General features: G+C 70.0%; 9 protein-coding genes. 6 read left to right on the forward strand and 3 right to left on the reverse strand.

All coding sequences use genetic code 11. The features are described from left to right. Positions 1 to 68 precede the first annotated feature (68 nt). From AHOG_RS10540 to AHOG_RS10565, 5 genes are all read left to right on the forward strand, one after another. The gene (locus AHOG_RS10540) at positions 69 to 248 is read left to right on the forward strand and encodes a hypothetical protein (protein ID WP_093941206.1); all 180 of its coding nucleotides are present in this window, start codon (positions 69 to 71) and stop codon (positions 246 to 248) included. 50 nt (positions 249 to 298) lie between these two features. Further along, positions 299 to 613 (forward strand): hypothetical protein, encoded by a 315-nt coding sequence (locus AHOG_RS10545; protein ID WP_093941207.1) that lies wholly within the window; start codon positions 299 to 301, stop codon positions 611 to 613. Positions 614 to 982: 369 nt separating this feature from the next. Further along, positions 983 to 1,273, forward strand: coding sequence for a hypothetical protein (locus AHOG_RS10555; RefSeq protein ID WP_157736757.1), 291 nt, complete (start codon positions 983 to 985; stop codon positions 1,271 to 1,273). A gap of 339 nt (positions 1,274 to 1,612) precedes the next feature. Further along, positions 1,613 to 4,207: a S8 family serine peptidase gene (locus AHOG_RS10560; RefSeq protein ID WP_157736758.1), complete on the forward strand. Its 2,595-nt coding sequence runs from the start codon at positions 1,613 to 1,615 to the stop codon at positions 4,205 to 4,207. 801 nt (positions 4,208 to 5,008) lie between these two features. Further along, positions 5,009 to 5,896, forward strand: a complete 888-nt coding sequence (locus tag AHOG_RS10565) for an LLM class F420-dependent oxidoreductase (protein ID WP_093941211.1) — start codon at positions 5,009 to 5,011, stop codon at positions 5,894 to 5,896. A 362-nt stretch (positions 5,897 to 6,258) separates the two neighbouring features. Here AHOG_RS10565 and AHOG_RS10570 read toward each other — a convergent pair whose 3' ends face one another. After that, complete coding sequence (locus AHOG_RS10570; RefSeq protein ID WP_093941212.1) at positions 6,259 to 7,053, reverse strand: S1 family peptidase; 795 nt, start codon at positions 7,051 to 7,053, stop codon at positions 6,259 to 6,261. A gap of 453 nt (positions 7,054 to 7,506) precedes the next feature. Here AHOG_RS10570 and AHOG_RS10580 point away from each other — a divergent pair, with 453 nt between their 5' ends. Next, positions 7,507 to 8,700, forward strand: coding sequence for an aminotransferase class V-fold PLP-dependent enzyme (locus AHOG_RS10580; protein ID WP_093944339.1), 1,194 nt, complete (start codon positions 7,507 to 7,509; stop codon positions 8,698 to 8,700). 2,290 nt (positions 8,701 to 10,990) lie between these two features. Here the strand turns inward: AHOG_RS10580 and AHOG_RS10590 are convergent. Together AHOG_RS10590 and AHOG_RS10595 are read right to left on the reverse strand one after the other, a co-directional pair. Continuing rightward, on the reverse strand, positions 10,991 to 11,362 hold the full coding sequence (locus AHOG_RS10590) for an inorganic diphosphatase (protein ID WP_093941215.1): 372 nt from the start codon (positions 11,360 to 11,362) through the stop codon (positions 10,991 to 10,993). A gap of 90 nt (positions 11,363 to 11,452) precedes the next feature. After that, positions 11,453 to 11,863, reverse strand: coding sequence for an NUDIX domain-containing protein (locus AHOG_RS10595; protein WP_245856683.1), 411 nt, complete (start codon positions 11,861 to 11,863; stop codon positions 11,453 to 11,455). Between the last annotated feature and the right edge of the window lie 368 nt (positions 11,864 to 12,231).

Genomic DNA, 12,231 nt, shown 5'->3' on the forward strand with positions numbered 1-12,231 from the left:
GACCGAGAGTGAGCGCGCTGCGGGGCGCATCGGCGGGGCCAGTCTCGCCGGGGCGCCAGGCGGTCCCGGTGGCGGACCGCCTCCGACGCGGTGACCCGCCCGACGCGGTGGAGTCCGAGGCGGTGAGCAGCGGCGGACAGACCGTGGAGAGATGCCGGCTCGGCCTCATGCTCATGCGGCTGCGCGAACGCGCGGGCCGCTCGCGGACCGAGGCCGCCCGCGCCATCGGCAAGGATCAGGCCGCCTGAGCCGTGTCGAGCTGGGAACCGGTTCGCCCAGTCCTGACCAGATCGCCGCGTTGCTGGAGTTCATCGAGTTCGATGCGGAAGAGCGGGCGACGGTGCTCTCGCTCGGCGCCGAGACCGCAAGCGCCAGCGGCGGCGCGGTTATACAGACCTGCTGCCCGGCGATTTCGCTCGGCCGGCCGATCTGGAGGCTGATGCAGGCGAGATTCGCGGCTATGATGCCGGTGCCGTTCCGGGTCCTTTTCGCCATTCTGTGGGCGGAGATCGAGGCGGATCCGTTGTGGGTGGTGTTCGCCGATGAGCCGGCTATGCGGATTCCACTGGAGACGAGGAATTCCGGGAGTATCCGCCGATCTCTGCCGGGCTAGCCGAGGAGATCACCGCCTGGGATCGAGAGTTGACCGCGACCTGTCGGGCGGATGACCCGGCGCGGTCGGAGTTCGGCTCTCCGGCCGAGGCTCGGGCCTGGGGTGAGCACGGTCGGGCGCTCGCTGAGCGATCGGCAGCCGAACTTCCCGGCGACCTGACCGTCGGCTTCGTCGGCACCCAGGCGATCCGCCAGGGAAACTTCGTCCCGCCGTGGCAGGGTTCCGACGAGTGGAGAAGGACGAAACAGTCCTGCCGGGGAGGTTCGTGCACCGGCGGTGACGGGCCATCGGAGCAGTCATGATCACGGCTGGTGAACGACTGGCGTCCGTTGCCCTCTCCGCCGAGTGGGTGCTGATCCCCTCTGGGTGGTGACGACGACGAACTCGGTCCGCACACCGTGTCCGATCGACGCCTTCCGCGCGAGACACGGGATCTCGGTGGGCCTCGCGGACGAGCCGGCGGGCTGGGATCAGGCCTTCCGGGACACCTGCCGTCCGGGTGATCCGCTCGAATCGGGGTTCGACACCGAGGCCGAGGCGGTGGCGTGGGATGAGACCGGTCGGAGGCTGGCGATCAGGCTAGCCGGAGAGCTGCCGGATTCGGTTCGGGTGATCTACCGCTCGGACACCGATGAGGTGATATCCGGCTCGCCGGGCTGAGACCGACGTCGGTATCGAGATTCGCGGAATGGTGCTCCGTCGACTGTGGCGAATCCGCTTTCCGGGCAGCGTTGCCTTGCACGAAAGTCTCGTCTTCGTCGGCTGCGACGTCGTTTCCCGTGCCCGCTGTCAGCCGTGCGTTACGTTGCCCTGGCTGCGTTCCGCAGCGTCTCTCATCGTGCCGATGTCCGTCGCTCCAGCTGGATCGCGTCGAGAATGCTACTCGCCGAGCTCATCTGGGCGATGGCGTTTCACGATCAATACCGAGACGAGCCTGTCTCCGGTGCCGTAGGGCGATCCGGTCGGCGGCGTCGGCGGCTGCTTGACAAAGGAGGACCGGTGCCCAGAGAAGTCGTCTCGGCCCGCCCGAGCAGACGGGTCACCCCCCGAATCGGGGCGCGGCGGTCGGTGGCTCTCGCGCTCCCCGTGGTGATCGCGTTGACGGCCGCCGCGGCCGCGCCGTCGATCGCGCAACCGGAGCACGAAGACCGCTCCGGCCCCGCCTCGGTCGATGCCGACGTGGCCGCGACGTTGGCGGCCGACGGCGCGGCCGACGTCTGGATCGTGCTGGACGAACAAGCCGACCTGTCGGCTGCGGCCGCCGTCGCCGACTGGGACGAACGAGGCCAGGCGGTGGTCGACACGCTGCGCGGCCACGCCGAACGCACGCAGGCCGACGCCGTGGCGCTGCTGAGCGAGTGGGACGCGGACTTCACGCCGTACTGGATCGCCAACCGCATCCTGGTCCGCGACGCCTCCGCGGAGCTGACCGACTCGATCACCACGGTGTCGGGCGTCGAGCGGATCACGCTGCCCGCCGAGCTGGCGGTGCCCGAGCCGACGGAGGCCGTCGACGCCGCCCCGGCCGCCGCCGTCGAATGGGGCATCGAGTCGATCAACGCCGACGACGTGTGGTCCGAGTACGGCGTCACCGGCGAGGGCATCGTGGTGGCGTCCATCGACAGCGGCGCCGAGTTCGACCACCCGGCGCTCGTCGACTCCTACCGGGGCAACCTCGGCGACGGTGTCTTCGACCACGATCACAGCTGGTTCGACGCCACCACCGACTGCGGCTCCCCGTCGCTGGTGCCCTGTGACAACCACCGCCACGGCACCCACGTCACGGGCACCATGATCGGCGACGACGGTGCGGGCAATCAGATCGGCGTCGCCCCCGGCGCGCAGTGGATCGCCGCGAAGGGCTGCCGATTCCTCGGCTGCGCGGAGCCCGAGCTGCTCGCCGCCGGTCAGTGGATGCTCGCGCCCACCGCCGTCGACGGCGAGAACCCTCGCGCCGACCTGCGGCCGCATGTGGTGAACAATTCCTGGGGCTCGGTGGACGGCGCGATCATCGACCCGTGGTACGACGAGGTCCTGGCGGCCTGGACCGCCTCGGGCATCTTCGGCGTGTTCGCCAACGGCAACTCCGGGCCCGACTGCGGCACGGCGGCTTCCCCCGCGAACTCGCCGTTCTCCTACGGCGTCGGCGCCTACGCGGCGGACGGCACCATCGCGAGCTTCTCCAGCCGGGGCCCCGGACCCGAGGGTGCCGTCCATCCGAACATCGCCGCTCCCGGCGTCGCCGTCCGCTCCTCGGTCCGCAACGGCGCCTACGCGAGCCTCAACGGCACCTCGATGGCGGCCCCGCACGTCGTCGGCGCGGTGGCGCTGGTGTGGTCGGCGGCACCGAGCCTCGTCGGCGACGTCGAGGCCACCAGGGCACTGTTCGACACCACCGCCATCGACGTCGACGACACGAGCTGCGGCGGCACCGCCGCCGACAACAACGTGTGGGGCGAGGGCAGGCTCGACGTCCTGGCCGCCGTCGCCGCGGCCCCGCGTGCCGAGACGGGCGAGCTCACCGGCACCGTCACCGACGCGGCCACCGGCGAACCCGTCGCGGGCGCGCGGGTGACGATAGCGGGCCCGCAGGACCGGGACATCGTCCTGGGCGCGGACGGCGCCTTCACCCGAAGGCTGGCGGTGGGCGACTACACCGTCACCACCTCGGCGTTCGGCTACGGCGCGGAGAGCGCCACCGCGACCGTCCGCACCGACGAGGCCACCACGATCGAGCAGGCCCTCACGATCCTGTCCACCCAGGCCGTGCGAGGCACGGTGACGGACTCCCACGGTGCGGCGCTCGACGGCATCGAGATCACGATCGGCCGCGGCGTGCTGCCCGCGGAGACCACCGACCAGGACGGCGGATTCGTCTTCGAGTCGGTCCCGGAGGGCGCCTACGCGCTGTCCGCCGCGGGCTCGGCCTGCCTCGCCCCCGAGACGAGGGACGTGGTCGTCGCGGGCGACACCGTGATCGTCGAGGTCACCCTGCCCGACGTGACCGACGCGTACGGCTACTCCTGTCGCGACGGCGGGGACGTCTTCCTCGCGGGGGAGGACCGGCTCCGGCTGAGCGGCTGGGACCAGGCGACGAGCGTGGCGCTGCCGTTCCCCGTCGAATTCTTCGGCGAGCAGTACAGCCGGGCCTTCGTCGGCACCAACGGCATCCTCAACTTCCTGACGCCGTCACCGGGCCTCAGCACCCCGCCTGGGCTGCCCGACCCGGCCCTGCCGAACGCGGTGGTGGCGCCCTTCTGGACCACGATCAACGTCACGCAGCCCGCAGGCGTCTACACCGGTCTCCACGGCGGGCCCGGCGAGCGGGTGTTCGTCATCGAGTGGCGTGACGTCCGCCCTGTGGGCTTCCAGCCCGAACTGACCTTCGCCGTACAGCTCCACGAGACGGGCGAGATCGTCTTCGCCTACGACGACCTGCCCGCCGACGACCCGGTCGCGCTGGGCTCGCGCTCCACGGTCGGCATCGAGAACGCCGACGGCGCCGACGGACTGCAGTACTCCCACCACGCGCCGATCCTGTCGTCGGGCACCTCGATCCGCTTCGACACGCTCGACGACGCAGGCACGGGATGACCGGCCGGACACACCGGACGACGCCCGCCGGTGTGGCGCGCGGGCCGAGCACGGAGGTCGGGCGAGGCGGGTCTCGGTGGCGCCGTCATCGGTGATCGACGCCCGCGTCATCGGGTAGGAGCCGCGCGGCGGACATCGGCGGCGAGGCGACACGAGGACATCGAGATTCGGGCTCCGCGGCGAAACCCGCTCGACGTCGATCCCGCCCGCTCGGGACCGGATTCGGTGACGGTGGCACGCGAGTCGGATAACGCGGACCACGGCGGGGAATGCCGCCTCGCCTCCTGTTCGGCGACATCGTCTCGCGCGCCGATCCGATGGTGTTCACGGTGTTCGATCGAATGAGCGGATCGCCTCCGCGCCCTTCTCGACAATCGACGTGCACCGCTGTCGTCACAGGTGCTGGGCTGCTCGCCGGGCCGGGCGGGGGAGCGCGGATATCGCGATCGGCGCTGGTGGCAGGGTGCGGAAGACGGCGCTGCGGCGCCGAGCCCATTATACCGGGAGATGATCTCCCCGGCGAGTTGACGAAGATCATGCCGGTGGTGCGTATTCGGCGGCCCGCGGCGCGAGCGGCCGCGGCGATCGAGGGCTAGGGTTGTCGACGGACATACACCTCGACGGTATTCGTATCCGGCGTGGTCCCCTGGGGAGCGACGCCGAATAAGGCGCGCGCCTCCGGCGACGATCGTCGATCGATTCGTCGCCATTCCACCTGTCTCGCCGATGCCTGGTGCTCTCGCGCGGGTGTCGGCCGCCTCGTACCGAACTGTTCTCCTTCGTGAGGAAGGCACCGTTTTCATGGAGCTCGGCTTTCATCTCCCGATCTTCGACATCGACGGCGGCACCACCGCCATCGCGGGCGAACTGGCCAGGGTGGGTACGGCGGCGGAGGCCTCCGGCGCCACCTGGCTGTCCTTCATGGACCACTTCTTCCAGATCGAGGCCACCGGGCTTCCGGCGTCCTCGCCCATGCTGGAGGGCTACACCGCGCTGGGCTTCCTGGCCGCGCACACCTCGACGATCGAACTCGGCCTGCTGGTCACCGGGGTGACCTATCGGCATCCCGGCGTGCTCGCCAAGATCGTCACCACCCTCGACGTCCTCTCCGGCGGTCGGGCCGCGCTGGGGATCGGCGCCGCGTGGTTCGAGCGCGAGCATCACGCGCTCGGCGTGCCGTATCCGCCGGTCGCCGAACGGTTCGAGCGGCTGGAGGAGACGCTGCGCATCTGCGGCCAGATGTGGGACGCGGAGAACGACGGCCCGTTCGAGGGCAGGCATTATCAGCTGGCGGAGACGCTCTGCTCACCGCAGCCGATCGCGCGGCCGAAGGTGCTCATCGGCGGTGGCGGCGAGCGCAAGACGCTGCGGCTCGTCGCCCAGTACGGCGATGCCTGCAACCTGTTCTCCTCCTCGACCGACGAGGTTCGCCACAAGCTCGACGTGCTGCGACGGCACTGCGACGACGTGGGACGGGACTACGACGAGATCCGCAAGACGATCCTGGCCTCGGGCCTGGAGCCGGACCCGGCCACCCACGACGACTTCCTTCGTCAGATGGCGGCCTACGCCGACCTCGGCGTGCACACCGTCATGGTGATGCCGACGACCGGATCGCCCGCCTCCTGGATCGACGGCGTCGCCCCCGTGGTGCCGAGGCTCGCCGAACTGGGCGAGCGCGCCTCCTGACGCGCGGCGGGCACGCGGCGGTGGGCGTGGGTCACGGGCCGCCCGGTGTGTTCGGGCGCCCCGGCCGTCGGCTCCCGGCGTCGACGCGTGCCCGATCCGGCGTCGCTCCGCCGTCGCGCGTCCGATCCGCCCACCCCGGACAGCGGCATCCTCCGGGGCCGATCGGCACGCTGCACACCGCCCTCGGCGCGGCCTGCGTCACCGGGTGACGGGGTGCGGCGGGGCCTGATCGTGGTCCGCGAGGGATCGTGGTCGGCCGCGCCGAGCAACCGGCGCGGCGGGCGTGCCGATCCCCGCCACCGGGGAGACGACGGCGGCGGGCAGGAGGAGGGGCCTGCCCGCCGCCGAAGCATGCGGGTTGATCAGGAGGCGATCCGAGCCTCGAGGTCGGCCGCGTAGGCGCCGACTCTGGTGTAGACGCCGGGATAGCCCGCCTCGGCGCAGCCTCGGCCGAAGGACGTCAGCCCGACCAGCACCCCGTCCACCACCAGCGGCCCGCCGGAGTCGCCCTGACAGGCGTCGATGCCGCCCTCCGGGTAGCCCGCACAGATCATCGAGGCGCTGTCGTAGGAGATGCCGTAGCCCGCGGCGCAGGTGGCGTCGCTGGTCAGCGGGGCCTCGGCCTGGAGCAGATACCGCGACGACGATCCGGTCTCGGTGACACCCCAGCCCAGGATCGTCGCCGGGTTTCCCTCGGCGTAGACGGCGTCGTCGGCCGCCGCCGCGAATTCGACGGTCGCGTAGGACAGATCCGTCTCCAGCGTCAGCACGGCGATGTCGTCGCCCGAGGTCACCGTGACGTAGTCCGGGTGGACCCAGATGTCGGTGACGCCGACGACCTCGCCCGCCGTGCCCTGCTTGTCCTCGCGGCCCGCGACCACGGCCACCGAGGACGGGCTGTCGTCCTCGACGCAGTGCGCGGCGGTGGCGACCTTGTCCGGGGCGACGAGCGCGCCACCGCAGAACTGGATCCCACTCGGCGTCGTGAGGTAGACGGTGTACGGGTGATCCTCGATCGACGCCCGCTCGCCGCCGATCACCCGCGTCTCCACGGGATCGTCGGCCGCCGTCGCGACGCCGAAGCCGGTGACGCTGAGTGACACCGCCGCCAGTGATGCTCCGAGCAGCGTCCGCAGGCGAGGCAGGGGAATCGCCATGGGGTTCTCCTTCGTCTCAGGTTCTCGGTCGAGCGCTCTCACATCAACAGAGGCAGTGAATCACTGACAAGCGTCCGTTCGGGTTAGCTGTCACCGATCGGGGGTCTCGGAGGTGGAACCAGTGACGAACATTTCACCGGAAGTGACCGCGTTGATCACCGATCTGTGGCCGGTGACGATCTCGACGCGGAGCGTGATCTCCGAGGGAGGTGTGCCGGGCGGGCCCGTCCAGACGGACCGGAGCGTTCTCGTCGGCGCCCGACCGTCACGCGGCGCGATCATTCGGCCGACGTCTCCGCGCGACACCGACGCGACCGAGGGGGGCTCGCCGCGGCCCGGCCCGCGTTCGACGCGAGCCAGGCGGGCGGACGTGGCACCGTGCGAGATCGGTCACGAAGATCAGCCGTGCTTGCCCGACGCCGACGCGGCCGGTATTCAGTGACGATGGTCTCGATGACGGACACCGATGTCGCCAGAGCACGCGCGCTCACCCTCGGCTGTGGCGAGGTCGTCCACCTCAACAACGCGGGCGCCGCGCTGCCGCCCGCCCCCGTCACCGACACCGTCGTGGCGCACCTGCGGGCCGAGGCGATGCGCGGCGGCTACGAGGCGGCCGACGAGGCCGCGCCCCGCGCCGAGGCCGTGTACCGGTCGATCGCCGCCCTGATCGGCGCCGAACCCGAGGACATCTCGATCACCGACAGTGCGACCCGCGCCTGGCAGTCGGTGTTCTACTCGATCCCCTTCGCACCCGGCGATCGCATTCTGACCTGCAAGGCCGACTACGCCAGCAACGCCGTCGCGCTGTTGCAGACGGCGCGACGCACGGGCGCCGAGATCGAGGTCGTCGGCGACGACGCGAGCGGCCAGCTCGACGTCGCCGACCTCCGCCGCCGGATCGACGGTCGGGTCCGGCTGATCTCGCTGACCCACGTCCCGACCCAGGGCGGCCTGGTCAACCCGGCCGAGGAGGTCGGCGCGATCGCCGAGGAGGCGGGCATCCCCTTCCTGCTCGACGCCTGTCAGTCCGCGGGCCAGCTCGACCTCGACGTCACCCGGCTGCGCTGCGACGCGCTCAGCGCCACCGGACGCAAGTACCTGCGGGGTCCGCGCGGGACCGGCTTCCTCTACACCCACCCTCGCCTGCGGGCGAAACTCGAACCGACGATGCTCGACCTGCGGTCCGCGACCTGGACCGCGCCCGACAGCTACCAGGTGCACGAGGACGGCAGGCGGTTCGAGAACTGGGAGCGGAACCTCGCCGCCGTGCTCGGCCTCGGGGCGGCGGTGGATCACGCACTGTCCTGGGGCCTGCCCGCCATCGAGGAACGGGTGAGCGGGCTCGCCGCGGGCCTGCGCACCGAGCTGGCGGCGATTCCCGGCGTCACCGTCCACGATCAGGGGGTGCGTCGCTGCGGGATCGTCACCTTCAGCCTCGCGGGAACACCCTCGGCTCGACTGCGCAGGCTGCTCGGCTCGGAGAACATCAACACGAGTCTGTCGCGGCGCGAGTCCGCGCAACACGACTTCACCGCGCGCGACCTGCCGGAGATGGTGCGGGCCTCCGTGCACTACTACAACACCGAGGACGAACTGGGCAGGCTCGTCGACGCGGTGGCGCGGTCGTCGAGGCGCCGGGCGGGCTGAGGCCGACGTCCCGATGCCGGACGTCCCTCCGGCGTCCGGCATCGGTTCGTGCGGACGGAGCGAACAGGCGGGGCGGTGGGCCGCCTGTGAGACGGACGTCCCGGCCGAACAGGCCGCCGGCCGGCTGCCATCAGCGCCTCAGTCCCAGTCCTGCGCCCCGCTGGTCTGGTACCGGTTCACCCCGCGTCTGGGAGAAGTTCTTCTCTTCTCGCGGACACCCGGAGTATCCGTACGTACATCGTCGTACACGTGCGCGGAACTGCGAAGACTCCGCATGACCTGTCTCCTCCTGTCCACTCTCGTTCGCAGGATCTCGCACAGATAGCCCGAGGAGAGTGCAGACATGATCAAGGCTTCGTCCACGGTAGATCAGCAGGGCGGCCGACTCCGGTCGAGCGCGGACGTCGACCAATCCAGGCGCGGCGTGCCGAGGCAGCCCCGGCCTTGTCGAGAGATCGAACACGGCGCCACAGGGTGTATTCGTCGACGCGCAGCTCCTCGGCGACCTCAGCCGCCGCACCGCTCCACTCCATCGCGTTCCGCAGGTCGGGCAAGGTGATGAGTCGACCAGCGGCGACCTGGTGCACTGTCCGCTCGACGTGGATGAGCGAGGCCGGGGCGATCGTTCCGTCGCCGCGCTCGTGGTGGACGAGTTCGTGTGCCGGAGTCGCACGCCCCGACCGCGCTGAGCCGCCGAATCAGCCGAATGAGGCCGCTCGCAAGAGCGTGATCCCCCAGGTTTCGATGTGGCCGCCGTCGTCGACGGTGATGCCGAGAACCTCGGCGTGTCTCCACGGGTCATAGGTAGTGGTGCTCTGCACTCGCAGCCTCCGCAGCCGCCGGGGTGACGTTGCTGAGCCCCCATACTCAGGTGTCGTCCCCGTCTTCCATGGCTCGCACGGATCGTCCTCGGCTCGTCCCGGCCGCCGATCTACGGCGACGGGTAGGTAGTCGTGAAGCCGAAACGAGGGCCTCGACCGGATGTCGGCCGAGGCGCTTCGTGGGTGCGGGTGTCAGAAGATGCAGGCGCCGCGCGGCACACTGCCGTTGGCACGGTAGTTCACGCTGGACACGACTGGGGATTCCTGCTTGATACGGGCGGCGAGGCCCCGCCCAGGCCCGTTCCTCCTCCGGGCTCGGGAACCTGGAGTCCCTTGGATCGCGTGAGTCGTAGATGGCCTGGTACTCCTCGTCCCAGGCAGCGAGGTCGCGTGCGAGCTCGTCACTGAGGGAGAGCCGCTGGGCGGCCTCCTCGATCGGTCGCTGCAGCAGTGGGTCGTCTGGGACGCTGAACCAGATGCATTCCTCGTCCCAGCCGGCGTAGAGCGTGACGTCATACATTTCTGCCCCGTTCCTTGTGAGGTCGGAGGATACGGTGAAACGGGATCGGGTTCGCACCGACGATGTAGCCGTTGTCGCCGACGGTGATCGCGACCCGGCGTGGGCCGTCGCCGATGTCCGCCTCGTACACCGTTCGGTCCTTCCCGCTGTATCCGACCACCCCGGCCGCGCTCCAACGCTGCGAAGATCAGCTCCGGAATCTGATCGCGTCGGGTGCCCAAGGCTTCGAACTCGTCGGGCCTTCCTTCGCTCTGGATGTGGTCGAGCCCGGAGCCGCCGTTGCCGCGTTCCATCCAGACGATGCGACCGCCACGTAGTCGGGTCATGCGGACGATCTTCTTCGGGCTGATCTTCGTCCCGCCTCGGCGGAGTTCCGCGATCCAACCCGCGTATCGCGCCGCTGGATCAGCATTCCCCCCGGTCGGCGCCGAATCTTCGGGCGGTGCAGCTTGGCGATCGTCATCGTCGATTCGGGTCGGCGGCGTGACGTGGGCGTCGTCGCCGATGCCGTGTCCCGCGATGTCGTGGCAGTAGCCGTCGATGACACCCTGCGCTTCGATGAACCGATCGCGGGCAGCACGGACCTCCTCGCCCGAGGCACGTGCCAGACGGTTGGTTCGTTCGACCTCTGGTTGTGTAGAGCCTGCGGTGGCATCGGCGAAGATGGTGGCGCCGTCCGTGATCGCGGTATCGGCTTCGGTTGCTGCCCTTCGTGCGTCGGCCAGGAGGGCGTGAGCCCGACGAAGTCGTGCCACCATCTCGGTGACAGACACGCGACTCCTCAGGCTCGTGGTCGTCTGTGTGGATCGGGCGACCTCGACTCTGCGAGGGGCTGCTGTCCACCCCGGCATACGGCGTGAACCCGCAGAGCGGCTCGTCAGAGTGAGTATGTCGCGATGCGACCATGCTTGCCCTCGTCAGCGTGGTAGGACAAGCGTTCCACCGTGGTTCAGCCTATGGAGTGACGGGCGATGTCGTACCGACCAGGGATCTCCTGAAAGGCGACCAGACGGTGGATGGTGGCGTCGTCGATGCCGGCGTCGTGGTCGTCGATGACGACGAGCTTGTCATCGTCGTCGTGGTGGCGGTGGATGACGGCCACCACGATGCCGTCGGCGTGGTCGGCCGGGGTCGTGGTGAGGTAGTAGGCGTCTAGGTCGTCGCCGTCAGGGGCCGGGACACCGGGCAGGTAGCCGTAGTTCACCGGGTAGCGGTAGCCGTGCCGCGGGTGGAGGCTTCCTGCGGGACGGTCGATGCGCACACTGACCCGCTGGTGCAGGTAGGCCGTGGCCAAGCGCAGCGACGCCGAAGGCACGATCACCCTGCCATCGTTGCACCGGTGCCGCCTGCTGGCCGTGCTTGAGTTCTAACGGTCATCGCGACACCCGACCTCCGGGGGGCACTTTGTCGTTCAGCTGATCCGGTCCCACCCGAGCAGGCCGAATCCGACGCCGTCACGGTAGGCCCGGATGCCTGCGAGCGGGTACGGGATGACATCGTCAGGCAGGAAGTCGAGTGGGAACCACGCGACGCCGGAGCACTTGTCTGGTTCGCCGTTGACCGGTTCGCCGATCCACCGCCGCGTCTCGAAGAACATGCCTAGTCGGGGTGCGGGCCCGGAACCAGCCACGTGCACAGTGTGCGCGTGGCGCAGATTCGCCGGCTCGATCAGCACGCCGACCTCTTCCGCCGCCTCCCGAGCCGCAGCGTCGAGTACGGACTCGCCTGGATCGAGCTTGCCTGACGGCAGGTGCCACATGCCGTCCCAGTCTCCGCGTCGCCGGCGGGTGAGCAGCACGGTGTCGTCACGCACAAGCAACACGTGAACGTCGATGACGGTCGGTCGGGCGGGCGACGACTGGTTTTCCGCAGGACTCGTCACGTCACCGGCGGGTTGCAGCACCATGCCGGAAGGCTACGTGCCCTCTACCAGCTCGATGATCCGGATCTTGAGGTGGTCCCCGACCTCGACCGGCGACGAACCTGAGGTGTCTGAGCCGAGCACGCGGTGCCCGCGCCGGGAGAGCGGTGCTGCGGCTTCCTCATGCAGCGGTCTGCGTGAATCGTGCTTCGGTCGCCGCCGAGCGAGAGGGACGGGGGAGGTGCTCGCCGAAGATCGTCTTGTCGAACGAGAGTCCGGAAGAAGACAGCGAGTGAAGCGCCGGCCTGCTCTCGAACACCTCCCCCTGA

Origin of the sequence: Actinoalloteichus hoggarensis, assembly GCF_002234535.1 — a bacterium.
Lineage (GTDB): Bacteria > Actinomycetota > Actinomycetes > Mycobacteriales > Pseudonocardiaceae > Actinoalloteichus_A > Actinoalloteichus_A hoggarensis.